The sequence below is a fragment of the Bacillus sp. MZGC1 genome, assembly GCF_002998605.1.
In the GTDB taxonomy this organism is placed as follows: Bacteria; Bacillota; Bacilli; order Bacillales; family Bacillaceae; genus Bacillus.
In genome coordinates, this window is the sequence record NZ_PVRE01000001.1 from 233,495 (window position 1) to 251,681 (window position 18,187).

General features: G+C 43.2%; 17 protein-coding genes, 1 pseudogene and 1 riboswitch. Of the genes and pseudogenes, 16 read left to right on the forward strand and 2 right to left on the reverse strand.

Going from position 1 to position 18,187, the window contains the following annotated elements:
* Positions 1-52: 52 nt before the first annotated feature.
* From gdhA to C6Y06_RS01155, 11 genes and pseudogenes are all read left to right on the forward strand, one after another.
* On the forward strand, positions 53-1,423 hold the full coding sequence (gene gdhA, locus C6Y06_RS01115; protein WP_060597570.1) for an NADP-specific glutamate dehydrogenase: 1,371 nt from the start codon (positions 53-55) through the stop codon (positions 1,421-1,423).
* An 83-nt stretch (positions 1,424-1,506) separates the two neighbouring features.
* A complete protein-coding gene (locus C6Y06_RS20245) occupies positions 1,507-1,620 on the forward strand; it encodes a hypothetical protein (protein ID WP_223250414.1) in 114 nt (37 codons plus the stop codon).
* A 123-nt stretch (positions 1,621-1,743) separates the two neighbouring features.
* Positions 1,744-3,127: pseudogene (locus C6Y06_RS20510) on the forward strand (copper amine oxidase).
* Between the two features lie 70 nt (positions 3,128-3,197).
* Positions 3,198-3,554, forward strand: a complete 357-nt coding sequence (locus C6Y06_RS20265; RefSeq protein ID WP_223250416.1) for a class F sortase — start codon at positions 3,198-3,200, stop codon at positions 3,552-3,554.
* On the forward strand, positions 3,535-3,813 hold the full coding sequence (locus tag C6Y06_RS20270; protein WP_223250417.1) for a class F sortase: 279 nt from the start codon (positions 3,535-3,537) through the stop codon (positions 3,811-3,813). The genes C6Y06_RS20265 and C6Y06_RS20270 overlap by 20 nt, the downstream gene beginning before the upstream one ends.
* A gap of 236 nt (positions 3,814-4,049) precedes the next feature.
* Positions 4,050-5,993, forward strand: a complete 1,944-nt coding sequence (locus tag C6Y06_RS01130; RefSeq protein WP_060597568.1) for a BglG family transcription antiterminator — start codon at positions 4,050-4,052, stop codon at positions 5,991-5,993.
* Positions 5,994-6,115: 122 nt separating this feature from the next.
* Positions 6,116-6,421, forward strand: a complete 306-nt coding sequence (locus C6Y06_RS01135) for a PTS sugar transporter subunit IIB (protein WP_034660433.1) — start codon at positions 6,116-6,118, stop codon at positions 6,419-6,421.
* 14 nt (positions 6,422-6,435) lie between these two features.
* Positions 6,436-7,785 carry a PTS cellobiose transporter subunit IIC gene (celB, locus tag C6Y06_RS01140; protein ID WP_060597567.1) on the forward strand — a complete coding sequence of 450 codons (1,350 nt, stop codon included), beginning with the start codon at positions 6,436-6,438 and terminating at the stop codon, positions 7,783-7,785.
* Positions 7,786-7,811: 26 nt separating this feature from the next.
* Positions 7,812-8,138 carry a PTS lactose/cellobiose transporter subunit IIA gene (locus C6Y06_RS01145; RefSeq protein ID WP_003215078.1) on the forward strand — a complete coding sequence of 109 codons (327 nt, stop codon included), beginning with the start codon at positions 7,812-7,814 and terminating at the stop codon, positions 8,136-8,138.
* A complete protein-coding gene (locus C6Y06_RS01150; RefSeq protein WP_060597566.1) occupies positions 8,135-9,463 on the forward strand; it encodes a 6-phospho-beta-glucosidase in 1,329 nt (442 codons plus the stop codon). The genes C6Y06_RS01145 and C6Y06_RS01150 overlap by 4 nt, the downstream gene beginning before the upstream one ends.
* A 117-nt stretch (positions 9,464-9,580) precedes the next feature.
* Complete coding sequence (locus tag C6Y06_RS01155; protein ID WP_106036396.1) at positions 9,581-9,979, forward strand: hypothetical protein; 399 nt, start codon at positions 9,581-9,583, stop codon at positions 9,977-9,979.
* 314 nt (positions 9,980-10,293) lie between these two features.
* Here C6Y06_RS01155 and C6Y06_RS01165 read toward each other — a convergent pair whose 3' ends face one another.
* Positions 10,294-11,385 carry a branched-chain amino acid aminotransferase gene (locus tag C6Y06_RS01165; RefSeq protein ID WP_060597564.1) on the reverse strand — a complete coding sequence of 364 codons (1,092 nt, stop codon included), beginning with the start codon at positions 11,383-11,385 and terminating at the stop codon, positions 10,294-10,296.
* 368 nt (positions 11,386-11,753) lie between these two features.
* On the opposite strand from C6Y06_RS01165, the gene C6Y06_RS01170 reads away from it, so the two are divergent.
* The 5 genes from C6Y06_RS01170 to ywaC all read left to right on the forward strand — a co-directional run bounded on the left by C6Y06_RS01170 (position 11,754) and on the right by ywaC (position 17,997).
* Positions 11,754-13,181, forward strand: coding sequence for a DUF1565 domain-containing protein (locus C6Y06_RS01170; protein WP_106036571.1), 1,428 nt, complete (start codon positions 11,754-11,756; stop codon positions 13,179-13,181).
* A gap of 116 nt (positions 13,182-13,297) precedes the next feature.
* Positions 13,298-13,407, forward strand: a riboswitch (SAM riboswitch).
* Between the two features lie 168 nt (positions 13,408-13,575).
* Positions 13,576-14,694, forward strand: a complete 1,119-nt coding sequence (locus tag C6Y06_RS01175; RefSeq protein ID WP_106036398.1) for a sugar ABC transporter substrate-binding protein — start codon at positions 13,576-13,578, stop codon at positions 14,692-14,694.
* 69 nt (positions 14,695-14,763) lie between these two features.
* Positions 14,764-16,260: a sugar ABC transporter ATP-binding protein gene (locus tag C6Y06_RS01180; protein ID WP_066031554.1), complete on the forward strand. Its 1,497-nt coding sequence runs from the start codon at positions 14,764-14,766 to the stop codon at positions 16,258-16,260.
* Positions 16,257-17,270 carry an ABC transporter permease gene (locus C6Y06_RS01185; RefSeq protein WP_034660426.1) on the forward strand — a complete coding sequence of 338 codons (1,014 nt, stop codon included), beginning with the start codon at positions 16,257-16,259 and terminating at the stop codon, positions 17,268-17,270. Before C6Y06_RS01180 ends, C6Y06_RS01185 begins: the two co-directional genes overlap by 4 nt.
* 94 nt (positions 17,271-17,364) lie before the next feature.
* Positions 17,365-17,997 (forward strand): GTP pyrophosphokinase YwaC, encoded by a 633-nt coding sequence (gene ywaC / locus C6Y06_RS01190; RefSeq protein WP_003215004.1) that lies wholly within the window; start codon positions 17,365-17,367, stop codon positions 17,995-17,997.
* Positions 17,998-18,045: 48 nt separating this feature from the next.
* On the opposite strand, the gene C6Y06_RS19970 is transcribed toward ywaC, so the two are convergent.
* On the reverse strand, positions 18,046-18,186 hold the full coding sequence (locus C6Y06_RS19970) for a hypothetical protein (protein ID WP_162839379.1): 141 nt from the start codon (positions 18,184-18,186) through the stop codon (positions 18,046-18,048).
* Position 18,187: the final 1 nt, after the last annotated feature.

Genomic DNA, 18,187 nt, shown 5'->3' on the forward strand with positions numbered 1-18,187 from the left:
GAAAATCTAACAGATAAATGTGTGAAGATATCTACAAGGAGGCAGATGAGACATGTTGACCTTAGATCGAGCAGCACAAACAGCACAAAGCTACATCGACCGTGTGTTAGAGGAGGTGGAAAAACGAAATCCTGGTGAGGAGGAATTTCAGCAAGCCGTAAAAGAAATTCTAGAATCACTCGTTCCTGTTTTTGCAAAACACCCAGAGTATGAAAAACAGGGCATTTTAGAACGACTCATTGAGCCTGAGCGGCTTGTGGTATTTCGTGTACCTTGGGTAGATGATGAGGGGAAAGTACAAGTCAATCGGGGTTTCAGGGTTCAATTCAATAGTGCCATCGGTCCTTATAAAGGAGGCATTCGATTCCACCCATCTGTCAATGCAAGCATTATTAAGTTTTTAGGATTTGAACAAATCTTTAAAAACGCACTGACTGGTATGCCGATCGGCGGGGGAAAAGGTGGATCAGATTTTGACCCTAAAGGGAAATCTGATGGAGAAATCATGCGTTTCGTCCAAAGCTTTATGAGTGAACTCAGCCGATATATTGGACCTGATCAAGATGTACCAGCAGGTGATATTGGCGTAGGGGCACGCGAAATTGGCTATATGTTCGGACAGTACAAGAAAATGCGCGGTGCTTATGAGGCGGGTGTGCTCACAGGGAAAAGTCCTGGATTTGGAGGCAGCTTAGCGAGAAAAGAAGCGACAGGCTATGGACTGGTGTACTTTATGGAAGAAATGTTAAAAGCGCATGGACTGCAATTTGAAGGGCATTCAGTTGTTGTGTCTGGATCAGGAAATGTGTCTATTTATGCGATGGAAAAGGTCATGGAGCTAGGCGGTAAGGTCGTTGCTTGCAGTGATTCAAGCGGAGCGATTTATGATCCTCAAGGCATTTCACTTGAGACTGTGAAGCAGCTAAAGGAAGTGAGCAATCAACGGATTGGGGCATACATAGACATTCACCCGCATGCCGAATTGATTGAAGATTGTGAACAAATTTGGTCTGTTCCTTGTGATATTGCGCTTCCATGTGCAACGCAAAATGAAATATCTGAGATGCAAGCGCAGCAGCTCGTGGAAAATGGTGTCATTGCGGTAGGAGAAGGAGCTAATATGCCCTCTACTCTTCAGGCAGTCAAAGTGTTTGAACAGAATGATATTCTATTTGCGCCGGCAAAAGCGGCGAATGCTGGCGGGGTAGGAGTCTCAGCACTGGAAATGGCACAAAATAGTGCAAGAATGTCTTGGACATTTGAAGAAGTAGATGATCAGCTGAAACAAATGATGCAGACGATTTATCGTCAGTGTACAGAGACAGCAGACGAATATGGACACTCTGGAAACTTAATCGTAGGAGCAAATATTGCAGGATTTCGCAAAGTGGCAGATGCGATGATCGCACAAGGCGTGATTTAACTCCTGCTCTCCCGCACCTGTTTATTTCATGACAAGATGGGGAATCGTCCTTGTAAGAATGACAATAAGGAGGCGCGGGAGAAATGAAAAAATGGCTGAAACAAATTGTCAAATGGGCACCAGTGATTTATCCAGTGGTGAGGAAAATATATAAAGAGCGAAAAGCATCTAAACGTCGTAACGTATCAGCCGGATAATCCGGCTTTTTTTATGCAAGCATTACCGATTGAGCCCTGAACGAAAAAATAATAGATTTGAATGATCCATTTCATGCTTCTTCCGTTAAGTACATAACAAACGGAAAGAGGAGGCAATAACAGATGAACATGAAAAAAGCGATTTTAACTATCCCGCTTAGCGCAGCATTACTATATTTCCGGCAGCTCATATCGCAAGTGCACGCGAAGGACATATGCATGGAGAGGAAAAGAAGACGTCTTCGTCACAAGAAGTGTCAAACAAAGCAACCGATCTTCGAGCAGCACTAGACCAGCTGTTTTCGGAGCATGCTTATTTAGCAGTGATCACGATGCAAAAGGGAATTGACGGCAGTAAAGATTTTGATCAAGCAGCGGCAGCGTTAAATGACAACACGAATGACTTATCAGATGCCATCGCCTCTGTGTACGGAAAAAAAGCAGGGAAACAATTCAAAGACAGTTGGTCAAGCCATATCGGTTACTTAGTTGATTAAGTACAAGCAACGGCAAAGAAAGATGAAGCAGGTAAAAAGAAAGCAGTCAAGCAGCTTGACCAATATCGTATGAAACAAGCCGATATGCTCGATCAAGCAACAGACGGGAGATTGAAAGCAAGTGAACTTGAAGAAGGCTTGAAGATGCATGTGAATGAACTGCTAAAAGCGTTTGACAGCTACACAGAAAAGGATTTTGATACGACCTATGAAACCGTTAGAAAGTCCATTCATCATATGTTTGAAGTAGGCAAAGGCGTATCGTGGGCGATCACAGATCAATTTCCTGGGAAATTTGATCATAAATCAGTCGATACACCAGCTGCAGATCTTCGTGAAGATTTAAACTACTTGTTCTCAGAGCATTTGGCACTTGCAGTCGTTGCCATGCAAAAAGGAAATGATGGCAGCAAGGACTTTGATCAAGCAGCCGCAGCTTTGAACGAAAACACGAATGATTTATCTGATGCGATTGCATCTGTTTATGGTAAGGATGCAGGAAAACAATTCAAAGCCATTTGGTCAAGCCATATCGGCTACTTTGTTGATTATGTCAAAGCGGATGCATCAGGAGACAAAGAAGCGAAAGAAAAAGCTGTGAAAAACTTAGATGCGTATCGGATGAAGCAAGTTAAATTCTAGATCAAGCGACAGATGGACGTTTGAAGGCGGCGGATTTAGAAGCTGGCTTGAAAATGCATATTGATGAGCTGATCAAAACATATACGTCTTACCATAATGGCGAATATGATCAGCTTTATCCAACAGTGAGAGAAGCGTACGGTCATATGTTCATAGTCGGTCAAGATGTCGCAGCAGCGATTGTTGATCAGCATCCTGAACTGTTCAAATCCAACATGCCTAATGAAATGCCGAAAACAGGTATGGGAGGCACAGCCGGTCCTTTAGGTATGTCATATGAAGCATTTGCGGGAATGATCGCAAGTTTGATCCTAGCCGGCGGTGCAGCGGGTGCGTTCTTCCTTACTCGCCGTAAGACATCAAATTAAGCTCGTATAAAAAGGAAAGGGGAACGTGCACAATCGTGCCGTTCCTTTCTTTAAAAGGAGGCAGACTGACTTGAAAAGGTGGTTGTTTGGTCTTCTGATGCTTCTCATCATCACGGGCTGCGCATCACAATCTATGGTTGATTCGTCATCCTCTAAAACAACCTCATCTCCTGAAAAAATGACAACAAACCAAGCCGCAAAACAGTCTCATTCACAAGACATGTTAAAAGACGAACCGTCTGGTATTGTCCCGGCTGAAATTGCGATTCCGGCGATTGATGTCAAAGCAAAAGTGGAGAAAACAACTTTATCAAAGGATGGCAGTATGGGCGTCCCAAAAAATACGGACAACACAGCTTGGTTTAAAGATGGTCCAAAGCCAGGAGATAAAGGAAATGCCGTCATGAATGGCCATGTTGATAAATAAATGGGGACCTTCTGTTTTTTATCGATTAAAGGAGCTAAAAAAGGGAAACAAGGTAATCGTGACGTCCTCGTCAGGAAAAAAGCGAACTTTTGAAGTGATCAAAGTGCAAAGCTATCCGCGTGAAGAAAAGCCGAATGCGTTTTTCGGGTACGCTTTTACACGGAATCTCAATTTCATTACGTGTACAGGGACATTTGATCATGCAGCAGGGACTCATGAAAAGAGACTGGTTGTCTTTACCCAGCTGATCCCTTCATAAAAAAGGCGATTACACGGAGGTGTAGCGCCTTTTTTTATGGTTTCTGCCAGAGTCCTACAAAAAGATTCATAGGTCATTAGATATGGTTTGTTGTATAAATAGGGGCGTTTGTCATATAAATGAGTTGGCAATTTTTATTTCTTTTCAGTAGAATATGAGTAATGAAGAGAACTGCAAGCGTATACACCCTGTCCAGACAAGGCAGATTCTCCACCCTTACATAAGGAGGCGATCTGATGCTGAGTAAAAGACTGGCGCACATCTTAAGTCAGCTCATGGCAGCGGAGACCCCGCTCACAAGCGCTGCGCTTTCTGTCAGCTTACAAGTGACAAGCCGCACCATTCGTACAGACATCAAGGAACTGAACGACCGTCTCGCTCCTTATCAAGCGGCTGTATCAGCTGTTCGAGGAGCTGGCTATGAGCTGTTGATCAACGATGAGAATGCCTTTCGCCGTTTTATGAAAGAGGAGGTCGAACAGGAAGAGCCACTGGCTGTTCTGCCGGAGGAGCGCGTTCGGTTTATTTTAAAGAAGCTGCTTCTCGCAGAGTCTTATGTGAAACTGGAAGACTTACAGGATCAGCTGTTTATTAGTAAATCGACGATGAGTAACGATATGAAATGGGTCAAACGCAAGCTTGAGCCCTTTGATCTGAAGCTGGAAGCGAAGCCGAATAAAGGCTGCCGGATCAAAGGATCGGAGATGAAAATTCGTTATTGTATGTCAGAATATTTATTCAATGAACGCCGTTCCTGCCAAACGATGCTGAACACAGCAGTCACCATTTTGCCAAAACATGAATTGGAATTGATTCAGAAAACAATGATTGATTATATCAATGAAGAAAGAATGAATCTATCAGACATTTGCATGAATAATTTAATCGTTCATGTTGCGATTGCCTGCAAACGGATTAGACACGGAAACTATGTATCTGTTTTGCCAGAGGAAATCAATGAGATACCACAGGCAAAGGAATATAAGGTCGCTAAAAAAATGGTGGAACGCCTTGAAGGACTGCTGGACGTCTCTTTTCCACAAGAGGAGATCGTCTATATCGCCATTCATTTATTAGGAACAGCCAAAATGGTACAGTCCTTTTCATCGAGTGGTCAAAAACAAATTGTGGATGATGACACGAGCCGTCTTGTTCAGCTTATGCTCCAAGCCATTGATCAAAAACTGCAGCTTGATTTAGCCGGCGATGCGGAATTAATGATTGGACTGAGTCTGCATTTAAAGCCAGCTATGACCCGGTGTAAATATGGAATGAACTTAAGAAATCCGATGCTTGATGAAATAAAGGCGGGGTATCCACTTGCTTTTGAAGCAGGTATTATCGCCAGCAGGGTCCTAGAAGAAGAGGAGGGGCTGAGTATTCATGAGAATGAAATCGGATATATGGCGCTTCATTTTGGTGCGGCTTTAGAGAGGAGGAAAATGGAGATTCCGCCGAAGCGATGTCTCATTGTCTGTGCATCTGGTGCAGGGAGTGCAAGGCTGCTTCAGGATCGTTTGCGGTCACAATTTGGGTCAAAACTGACCATTTTAGGAACAGCAGAGCTTTATTCGCTTCCGCATGTGTCTTTACATGCCCTGGATTTGATTATTACAACGGTCCCGATTCAGATGGATTTACCGATTCCAGTCATACAAGTAAACACCATTTTGGGAGGAGGCGACTTTTTAAAAATTGAAGAAGCCCTGACGAGTGAAACAAGGGTGACATTGGCCTCTCAATATATGAAAAAGGAATTGGTCTTTACAAAATGCGCCTTTCAAACAAAGGAAGAGGTCATCACCTTTCTCACGGAAAAAATCATCGATATGGGGTTAGCACCAGCAGAGCTTACACCTTCTGTGATGGAAAGAGAAGAGGCTGCACCGACATCCTTCGGGCATTATACAGCCATTCCGCACCCTATGACGCCGCTGACAGAAGAGACGTTTTGGGCGATATGTACATTAGAAAAACCGATCATATGGGGAGAGAAAAAAGTTCAATTTGTCTGCTTGCTTTGTGTCGAAAAAGAGAATGCCAAAGATTTAAAAGGGATGTACCGTCTGCTGGGCGAGCTTGTGCATAATGTGAAATTCATTCAGCATCTCATCGCCTGTGATACATTTGAAGACATGCTGGATATCATGTATAAAAAGGTCCCTTCGTACAAGAACTAACAGTGTGATCTTAACTTTTTCCGCTTCCTAAAGGAAAAAGTATAGGTGTTTATGAAAGCGGTTTCATAATATGATGAATGTGTAAAGAAAAGCTTCACACTTTCAAAAGGGGGCGTTTACACATGAACATCTTATTGGTTTGTGCAGCAGGTATGTCAACAAGCTTACTAGTCACAAAAATGGAGAAAAGCGCACAAGAACAAGGAAAAGACTATCGTATTTGGGCAGTATCAGGAGATTCAGCAAAAAGTCATATTGATCAAGCCGATGTGCTTTTATTAGGACCACAGGTTCGATATTTATTACCACAAATGAAAAAGCTCGGAGAAGAAAAAGGAATTCCAGTCGACGTCATTAATACCGTGCATTATGGCGTATGTAATGGGGCTGAGGTTTTAAAATCTGCTGAACAGTTAGTGAACGGATAAAGGGGGCGGAAGGGATGAATGGATTCAACCGATTTCTAGAAGAGAAGGTCATGCCGTTTGCAGGGAAGATTGCCGCTCAAAGACATTTACAAGCATTGCGTGACGGAATTGTTTTAACCATGCCTCTCATTATTGTCGGTTCACTGTTTCTCATTTTAGCCAACCTTCCGATCCCAGGATACAGCGATTTTATGGCAAGTATCTTTGGAGCTGAATGGGCCACGAAACTATCCTATCCTGTTAATGCAACCTTTGACATTATGGCACTTGTTGCCACCTTCGGGATTGCCTACAGGCTTGCTGAAAAGTATGCAGTGGATGCCCTATCATCTGGTGCGATCGCTGTTGCAGCTTTCCTTTTGGCGACACCATATCAAGTTCCTTTCACACCTGAAGGCTCAACAGAAGCCATCCTAGTAGGTGGGGGAATTCCAGTCACATTGATGGGCAGTAAAGGGTTATTCGTTGCCATGATTATTGCCATGCTTTCAACTGAAATTTACCGATTCATTGTCCAGCGGAATATCGTCATTAGGATGCCTGATGGTGTACCGCCAGCAGTGAGTAAATCGTTTATCGCACTTATTCCAGGTTTTGTGGTCATCACGCTGATCTGGGTCGTTAGACTTGTGATTGAGATGACACCATTTGAGAGTATTCATAATATCATCACGGTCTTAATTGGCACACCGCTTTCCATTCTTGGTGGAAGCTTAGGCGGAAGTATTGTCGCCATTGGTGTGCAAATGCTCCTCTGGGCATGTGGTATTCACGGAGCAACCATTGTCGGCGGCGTCATGGGCCCAATTTGGCTCGGTGCGATGGATGAGAACCGTCTCGCATTCCAAGCAGGAGAAGTGCTGCCAAATATCTTCACAGCGCAGTTCTTTGAAATCTTCATCAATGTCGGCGGAAGCGGTGCAACGCTTGCTTTAGTGCTGACGATGATCTTACGTGCCAGAAGTAAACAAATGAAACAGCTTGGCCGACTTGCCATTGGGCCAGCCATCTTTAACATCAACGAACCGATCATTTTTGGAATGCCGATTGTCATGAACCCAATGCTTCTCATTCCGTTTATCCTTACGCCAATCATGATGATCATCACCACATATATCGGAATGAGCACAGGACTTGTAGCAAAACCGGCGGGGATCGCTGTCCCATGGACCATGCCGCCCATCATTTCAGGCTATCTCGCCACAGGAGGCAAAATCTCTGGTGCTGTCATGCAGCTGATTAACCTGGCGTTGTCATTCGCTTTATACTACCCATTCTTTAGAATGTGGGATAAGCAGAAATTAAAAGAAGAAAGTGAGCTAGAAACAAAAGCATCAACTGATGAAAATGTCGTCAGCATGTAATAGAGGAAACAAGGGGGATGCGGCCGATGGAAATGGAACAAATTGTGTTTCAACTCATCTTACACGGCGGGAATGGCAGAAGCTCCGCGATGGAGGCCATTACATGTGCAAAGCAAGGAAATTTTGATGAGGCGAAGCAAAAATTGCAGGAAGCACAAGACGCGTTAAATGAGGCGCATCACGCACAAACAGAGCTGATCCAAGGAGAAATTAGAGGAGAAAAGACCGACATCAGTCTCTTAATGATCCATGCACAGGATCATCTCATGAACGCAATGACCGTCAAGGAACTCGCGGCGGAAATCATCGAGCTCCATGAAAAAATGAAGCAACTCGGAGGTGTCAATTCATGAAAGATGGAATCAAAATTGTCACAATAGGCGGGGGATCGAGCTATACGCCTGAGCTTGTCGAAGGGTTTATCAAACGATATCATGAATTGCCTGTAAAGGAATTATGGCTAGTGGATATTGAAGCGGGTCAGGAAAAGTTAAACATCGTGGGCGCTCTCGCGAAACGCATGGTTGAAAAAGCGGGTCTGCCGATTGAGGTACACCTGACGCTTGACCGCCGGGAAGCCCTGAAGGACGCAGATTTCGTGACGACACAATTTCGTGTAGGACTGCTGGAAGCACGGGCAAAAGATGAGAGAATCCCGCTCAAATACGGCGTCATCGGTCAGGAAACGAACGGACCAGGCGGTTTATTTAAAGGACTTCGAACCATCCCAGTCATTCTAGATATCGTGAAGGATATGGAAGAACTTTGTCCAGATGCATGGCTTGTGAACTTTACAAATCCGGCGGGCATGGTCACAGAAGCTGTGCTGCGCTACACGAATCTAAAAAAAGTAGTCGGTCTATGCAATGTACCCATTGGGATGAAAATGGGGATTGCCAAGGCGCTTGATGTAGATGTTGAGCGGATCGAGGTACAGTTTGCGGGCCTCAATCACATGGTCTATGGGTTAGACGTGTATTTAGACGGGGTCAGCATCAAGGATCAAGTGCTCGATGAATTGGGAAATCCGAATAGTCAGTGGTCTATGAAGAACATTGAAGCGAAAAACTGGGAACCTTCTTTTGTAAAAGGCTTAGGGGTGATCCCATGTCCGTATCATCGCTATTACTATAAAACAAAAGATATGCTGGAAGAAGAGCAAAAAGCAGCCCAAGAAAAAGGAACAAGAGCAGAGGTTGTACAGCAGGTTGAGCAAGAATTATTTGAGCTCTATAAAAATCCTGATTTATCGATTAAACCACCGCAGCTCGAAAAAAGAGGCGGGGCATATTACAGTGATGCGGCATGTAACTTAATCAGCTCCATCTATAATGATAAGCATGACATCCAACCTGTCAATACAGTGAACAGAGGGGCGATTGCCAGCATTCCGGCTGAATCAGCGGTTGAAGTGAACTGTATCATTACGAAGGACGGACCAAAACCAATTGCGACGGGCGATCTGCCTGTAGCTGTGAGAGGGCTCGTTCAACAAATCAAATCATTCGAGCGTGTGGCAGCAGAAGCGGCTGTAACAGGAGATTACGAGACGGCTCTTGTGGCGATGACGATTAATCCGCTTGTCCCATCTGATGAAATTGCAAAGCAAATTTTAGATGAAATGCTCGAAGCGCATCGTGAATATTTACCGCAATTCTTCAAATCAGTCAAAGCGTAAAACAAAATGGCCCCTTTATGGGGTCGTTTTTTATCATTGCCCCATATGGGAATTCAAGAAAGAAGTGTATGATAGAAAAAACAGCATGTATGGCTTCAAAGAAAGGACGGTTTGAATATGGTTGCAATTGGTTTAATGCTTTACGGCTTTATCGTTCAACCACTGATGAGTTACGGCACAGTGGTCTTGTTTTTGTATGGCATCATTGCTTCATTTATTGGTCTTATTCGTCATAGACAGTATGTGTGGATTTATGTTCTCCGCCTGCTCGTTTGTTTTACCATTCCAGTGACCAACCTGTTGATGTATTTCGCAACGATTGGTGGAGATGAAAGAGACTTTGATTTCCAGCCCATGCCGCTTGTTTATCACCTTGTCTTTATCCTAGAAATCATCATCGTCTTTTTACCAGAGATCTTTTTACTGATCGAAAGAAAGCGGAGCATAAAAAGGAAACAGTGGATATATGCAGGGGCGATTGTGGGGGTATCGGTCTTGTTTTGGTGCACAATTTGATGGAAGGCTGACTGGACATCTGAGTCTATTTCGCCTTTTTGTTGCGTAACCTCCTTCGTCTAACCTTCACAAAAGTAATAGAAAGAACAAAGATAGAAATTCCGAGAAACTTAAATAGAAACCGGGTGAGGAACGGTGAATCGTCGAAACCTGTAGCTATGATCATCGATCCGATACAAATACCAAAGAACGCTAGTAGATAAGTAAAAAACATACCATCACTCCTTATACGTATGATTACCATTATAAGGTATATTGGAGGGGTAAATAAACAAAAAAAGAACCCTTCATGACTGAAAGGTTCTTTTACATGCTTAAGTCTGTTTGACGACCGAGTCGACTTCTACTGTCCAGCCGAAGATATCTGGCTGTGTTCCTTTTTGAATACCAGTAATGGCTTCGTACAATTTCTTCGATACTTCACCTGTTTGACCATCTTGAATTACATATGGCTGATCGTGATAAATTAATTCCCCGACAGGAGAGATGACGGCCGCCGTTCCAGTTCCAAAGATTTCTTCAAGCTCACCTGATTGATGTGCTTCAATTAACTCATCAATCGAAATTTTACGCTCTGTCACTGGAATACCCCAATGTTTTAACAGCTCAAGTACAGAGTTACGGGTGATGCCTTCTAAAATGCTGCCGTTCAATTCAGGCGTCACGATTTCTCCTTTGATTTTAAAGAAGATATTCATACTCCCGACTTCTTCAATGTACTTTTTCTCGACTCCATCAAGCCAAAGAACCTGTGAAAAGCCTTTGGTTTCAGCGACTTGCTGTGCCTTGAGGCTTGAGGCGTAGTTTCCAGCTGTTTTGGCATTTCCTGTCCCGCCCTTAACGGCACGGACAAATTCGTTTTCAACTGCAATTTTGACCGGGTGGATGCCTTCTTTATAGTAAGATCCCACTGGAGATAAGATAATCAGCAGCTTATACGTGCTTGACGGCGCAACGCCTAAATACGGCTCAGTGGAAATAATGAATGGACGGATATACAAGGAAGTGCCCTCTGCATCAGGTACCCAATCCTTATCAATGCGAATGAGTTCATTTAAGCCCTCTAAAACCGTTTCTGTATCAATTTGCGGGATACACAGGCGGTCATTGGATCTGTTTAAGCGTTCCATGTTCTTTTCCGGACGGAATAAGAGAATTTTCTGATCCTCAGAAACATAAGCTTTTAAGCCTTCAAAAACAGATTGCCCATAATGGTAGACCATCGAAGCTGGGTCCATTGGAATGGCCTGATAAGGTATAATTCTGGGATCGTACCAGCCTTGATCAATGGAATAATCCATCACAAACATGTGATCTGTGAAGATTTTTCCGAATTCAAGTTGATCAGATTGAGGTTTTGGTTTTTTTGTTGAACTAAGTTCAACGCGGATGGGTTGTTTTGGCATCGTAAATCTCCTTGCTGTTTGATTATTTGAAAATTCTAATAATATGAAATAATTATGATTCTATTCTATACCTTCACAAAATATAAGCAATAGCTTTTCTGGAATTCAGATAAGAAAAATCTGTTAAAGCGCTTTCCTTCTCTCTGCCATCAGTCTGCCTCATGTCACCCCTTTTTAATAAAGAAATAAAATCCAAATGCATTATTAACTGATTAATCTGACAATTTAAAAGCGGATGATTTTCCTGTAAGATATTCTTTCAACCATACACCTTTTGACTAGTACATTGCAAGGGGCATTCTCATATTTTAATCCTCTTTTTTTTAACCGATAAAGGAAGAAGAGAAGTGAAAGGAGCAAACAACAAGATGAAACGAGCGATACTAGGCATTTTACTTATTTTATTCATGACCGTGATCAGCTTCGGCTGTCAAGCGATGACAGAGGAGGCTGGCGCTAAGCAAAGCACAGCCTATTACGTGGCGCCAAACGGAAACGACAAAAACCCGGGAACGAAGCAAAAACCTTTTCGCACGCTGAAAAAAGCGGCAAGTATGGCGAAAGCCGGGGCAACCATTTACATGAGAGGCGGCACATACAAAGAGAAATTGATTGTCCGCCATTCAGGTACAAAGAAAGCACCCGTTATCTTTCAAGCTTACGGAAAAGAAAAACCTGTCATTAGCGGGGCTTCTCTTAAAGGAAATCAAGCAGATGGCGGTCTTGTCACGATCGATCAAAAAAGCTACATCACCCTCAAAGGTCTGACGGTGGGACATCTCAAGACGAATAAGGAAGATGTGACACCAGTCGGTATTTTCATCAAAGGAAGCGGCAAAGGCGTCAAACTGCTCAACAACCGAGTGTATGACATTCAGACGAAACACAAAAATGGGAATGCACACGGTATTGCGGTCTATGGAACAAAAGCTCCTGCGGCCATTGAAGACATTGAAATCAAAGGAAACACTGTTGAAAAATTAAAGCTTGGCTTCAGTGAAGCGCTTGTGCTAAATGGGAACGTCAACAAGTTCCGTGTGACACATAACACGGTTCGCCACACAGATAATATAGGCATTGATTTAATTGGTTTTGAGAACGTAGCACCTTCTAAAAAGTACGATCAAGTTAGAAATGGTGTCGTATCTAAAAACAAAGTATATGAGATTACGAGTGCAGGGAATCCAGCCTATGGCAAAGACATCTCCGCTGGCGGAATTTATGTTGATGGCGGGAAGGACATTGTGATTGATCATAACATCACACATCACAATGACCTGGGGATTGAAGTCACAAGTGAACATAAAGGAAAAATGGCAGATCGCATTCGCATCGAACACAATCAAGTGTATTTGAACCGTTATACAGGTATTTCAATTGGCGGCTATGATAAAAAGCGAGGCGGAACAACAAATACGACGATCTCACATAATATTTTGTACAAAAATGACACAGCCGGCTTAGAAGGCGGTCAATTGTTGATGCAATATCAAGCCGTGAACAATCGAATCACGAATAATATTATGACAGCGAGTGCCTCGCATTACTTAGTCGTGAATCTTTATGGAGTGAATCAAAAGAATACCTTCCAGAAGAACGTGTATGACGACCGAAAAGGTGCAAAGGCATCACAGTGGGTATGGCGTGGGAAATGGATGGAAGGCTACAAAACGTATCTCTTGAAAAGCGGCCAAGATAAAGGATCAGCACACCTCAATCCACAATTTGTGAATGAGAAAAAATATGACTTTCGCCTGAAGAAATCATCACCTGCTAAGAAAATCATCGGAAGTTAAGCATGTCTGAACCACAAACGCATTGTTTTAAATTTTCAAAAAAATCATTGACATTGATGTGACATCACATTAAAGTAAAGAAGACATTTTAACTAAAACAAAATTTCATAACGGATCTCTTATCAAGAGAGGCAGAGGGACTGGCCCTATGACGCCCGGCAACCGTTTCTACTATAGAAATTGGTGCTAATTCCTGCAAAGCTGTTACAGCTTTGACAGATAAGAGAGGAAGACTTCCCGATACATGTTTCATGCAACGGTGATCAAGCCTCTCTTCCAGGAGAGGCTTTTTTTCGTCTCTTTTTCAAATGAAAGAACAGTTTACTGGCGTTTTCCCACTGTTTTACCTAGTTTTCCGATGTGAAAAATAAAAACAACTTGAGGAGGAACAGCAATGAAGCGTAAGCATTTTACATCATGTCTTATATTATTAATGGTATTGACGATCCTATTAACGGGCTGCGGCACTGGATCAAGTGCAGGCTCAAAGGCAAATGCGAACGAAAAGGTCTCCTTTGACAATGTACCGAAGCGATTTGCAAAGGGACAGGGAGCAAAAATTAAAGTCATCCGTAAAATCGGAGGAGATGATCATACAGCGCAGTTTTTAGCTGGGACGAAGGCAGAAGGTGAAGCGCTTGGCTTTACGGTAGATGTCTACACCGCAAATGGAGATACAGCGAAATTCCATGATGCGATCTCTCAGGCGCTGGAAGAAAATTATGATGGCTTTATCATCTCTCATGGGGACGACGAGGCGACCGTCGCTGACGTGAAAAAGATTACAGCGAAGGGCATTCCAGTCGTAGCGTTTGATTCGAATCCTAAGCTGAAGGACATCAAAGGGGTCACAGTGACGTCTCAAGATGACGAACAATTAGCGAAAAAATCATTAGACGCACTCGTATCTGATTTTAAAGAAAAAGCAAATATTGCATACCTCTGGGTAGATGGGTTCCCGCCAATGGTGAGACGAAACAAGGTCTATCAAGAAACGCTCAACCAACACAAAGGGATCAAGGAACTTGACCGCTTTGGCATTGCTTCCTCTGATACGTCTGTTCAAACGCAAAATGCAGTAGCAGCCATGCTGAATAAATATCCAAAGGGTAAACTTGACGCTATTTTTGCCACGTGGGATGCCTTTGCCATTGGCGCAGCAAGAGCGCTAAAGGAAGCAGGAAGAACAGAAGTGAAGATTTACGGGATTGATGTGTCAAATGCTGATCTTCAAGAAATGACAGCGAAAGAAAGTCCATGGAAGTACACAGCAGCGGTTGATCCGAAGCTCATCGGCGCTGTTGACGTGAGAATTCTTGCGAAGAAAATAGCGAGTGAGAAAACGCCATCTTCCTATGACCTTGAGGCCTCTCTCATCTCGCAAAATCAGCTTCAACAAGCAGGAAAAGCCATCAATATGGTCAATCTTGCAGACGAAGTGAAGGGGTTCGGCTCATCGACTGCTTTTGAAGAAGATTGGATGAAGACCTTGAAGAAGCATTATACAAAATAAACGACGTGCACTCTCTTCCATAGAGAGTGTTTCGTTTTTCAGATGATGATCATGAGAAGGAGGACACCTATGACTTCGCCGCTTGTTTGTATGAAACATATTTCGATTGAATTCCCAGGAGTAAAAGCGTTAGATCAAGTGAATTTTACATTAAAAAAAGGGACGGTTCATGCGCTGATTGGAGCGAATGGTGCTGGGAAGTCCACGTTAATGAAAGTTCTTTCTGGCGCTCATTCGCACTATGAAGGAAGCATCCATATCAATGGTCAGGCGGCATCCATTCAAACCCCAAAGAATGCGGCCTCATATGGTGTGCAGACGGTCCATCAAGAAGTGGATACGGCGCTAGTTCCCTACTTAAGTGTTGGTGAGAATATGATGATGCATCAGATTGAGAAAAAAACATTTGTCGGCTGGAAAGAGCTGCACCGTAAGGCAGCTCAACTATTAAAAGAAATGGACATCGACATCTCCACAAAACGCCTTGTGAGTGATCTGACCCTTGCAGAAAAACAGATGGTGCTCATTGCCAAGGCCGTTTCGATTAAATGCAGCATTTTAATCTTAGATGAACCAACGGCCCCTCTTAGTCATACAGAAACAAGCAAGTTATTCTCAATGATTGATCGGCTGAAACAGAATGGAACGGGCATTGTGTTTATCTCCCATCGCATGCCTGAAATTTTCACCATCTGTGATGAACTGACAGTGATGCGAAATGGAACCGATGTCGCAAAACACCTCGTTCAAGATACAAATCCGCAGCAGATTATTGAAGAAATGCTAGGTGCGCCATTAGAGGAGCAATTCCCGCTCCGTACACCTTTGAAGGATGCACCTATTGTGCTTGAAGTGAAGCAGCTAAACGACCAGCATAAATTACGCAACATTCATCTTCACGTGAAAAAGGGAGAAATTCTCGGAATTGCAGGCCTTGTCGGTGCTGGAAAAACGGAATTGTGTAAAGCCCTTTTCGGCGCCTCAGAAAAAAAGACGGGAACTGTGCAGCTTCATGGTCAAACCGTTCGCATCACATCGCCTCATCAAGCCGTGAGAGCTGGAATGGCCCTTGTGCCGGAAGAACGTAGAAAGGAAGGGGTTCTAACAGAAGAGAGCGTGGGATGGAACTTAACGGCTGCAAGTCTTCGTTCATTCTCAAGAGTGTTCAGCTTCTTACATCGTTCGAAGGAAAAGCGGGAAGCAGACGTAATCGTCAAACGGCTTGGTGTCAAAACCCCATCTCTTGAAGCAAAGGTGAAGCATCTATCCGGTGGAAATCAACAGAAGATTTCCATAGGAAAATGGCTGCTGGCTGAAGCGGATATCTATCTCTTTGATGAACCAACAAAAGGCGTTGACGTTGGAGCGAAAAAAGATATTTTCACCCTGATTGCAGAGCTTGCCGCCCGCGGGAAATCTGTGATTTATGCGTCAAGTGAGCTGTCGGAGATTGCAGGTATCGCAGACCGAGTCTACGTGCTGTATGATGGCAGCATTGCCCGGGAAATGACTGCGCCAACGACTGAGGAAGAGCTTTTATATCATTCAACAGGAGGACAATCATGAGTGAACGACAAATTCCAGCCCCTGTGCAGCAAATGAAAAAACAGCGGCCATCCTTTCATCTATTTGATTTCTTTTATCGATATGGCACGATCTTAACCATTGTCGTATTGATTGTGGTATTTGCGGCAGCGAATCCAGCGTTTTTGCAATCAGGGAATATCATCAATATATTACGGTCTATCTCCATTGTGACCATTATTGCGGTGGGCCTTACCATCTCATTGGCAGTAAACGGCTTTGATTTATCAGTCGGATCAGTCGCAACGTTATCGAATGCAATTGTGATTTCTATGTTCGTGTGGTTTTCGCAAAACCCGCTGATTGCGATCCTCTCTGCGCTAGCGGCTGCCCTTATTGTTGGATTACTCAATGCCTTGATGATTGTCAAAATGAAAATTCCAGATATGCTCATGACATTAGCTATGATGTTTATCATTCAAGGACTGGCTCAAACGTATACGAAAGGGGCGACCATTTCTGAAAACATGGTGCTGCCTGACGGTACATTCTCAACGGGCACAATCCCCGCCTTTTTCAGCAAAATCGGCCAGGTGCCATATATCATTCTCTTAATGGCAGCCATTGTGCTATTTGCACATGTTTTCATGACCTACACAAAGCACGGCCGATTTATGTACATTATTGGAGGGAATAAGGAAGCGGCTCGTTTGTCCGGTATTCATGTAAACAAATATAAAATCGCAGCATATCTGCTCTCGGCTTTATTTGCAGCAATCGGTGGTATTGTGCTGGCATCAAGGGTGATGACAGCGGAAATAAATGCTGGCGCACCTTATTTAATGGATGGCGTAGCGGCAGCTTTTATCGGTTTTTCCGTCATGGGAGCAGGAAAGCCAAATGCATTTGGTACGTTTATTGGGGCTGTGCTCATCGGTATTTTGCAAAATGGACTTGTGATGATGTCTGTCCCTTATTACGCGATGGATATTGTGAAAGGCTCTGTACTCGCGCTTGCGCTGGCGTTAACGTATTACAAACAGCGAGGCTGACGACGTATTTTTTAAAACCTTTTGAGTCTTTTCTCCGTCTAGTAAACGGAAAGCGGTGCAGCCGCCGTTTCCCAAAAGGAGATGACAAAAAGAAATGAATATGTCAGCAACTCATGTAGAAGATTTGAAAAACGTCATGGAAGACTGGAAAAATGAATTATTAGTATATAAATTTGCATTAGATGAAATGGATACAAAGTTTTCAATTATCAGCCAGGAATATAATTTAATCCATGGACACAATCCAATAGAGCATACAAAATCACGAATCAAATCCTTTGAAAGCATTGTAAATAAATTAGCAAGAAAAGGATGCGACATCACAACACAATGTGCCAAGGAGTATATCCATGATATCGCAGGTGTCCGTATCATCTGCTCTTTTATTCAAGATATCTATAATATTATGGATGTATTGAGGCAAAGAGAGGATCTAAAAATCCTTGAAGTGAAGGATTACATTCAACATCCAAAACCAAATGGCTACAGAAGTCTTCATTTAATTGTGGAAATCCCTGTGTACTTAACGAATCGTGTGGAGCATGTGAAGGTTGAGATTCAGGTGCGGACCATAGCGATGGATTTTTGGGCGAGCCTTGAACATAAAATCTATTATAAACTGCAAAACGATGTCCCTCATCAGCTGACCGATGAATTGAAGGAAGCGGCAGATATCGCCCATTACTTAGATGAAAAAATGCAAAATATTAAACGAGAAATTGATTAGCGCATAGAAAAGAGCAGCTGTTATATTCACAGCTGCTCTTTTTCATTTTTAAGGATTGGTGCCGCGGTCTCTCTTTTGAATGATATCTTGAGATTGTGCAGATTGGCTGTCTTTTTGGATAGAAGCGCCAATGGAAACACCTGTTATCAAGAGTGTCAAAATCGCAGTTGTGATAAACCATTTTTTCATC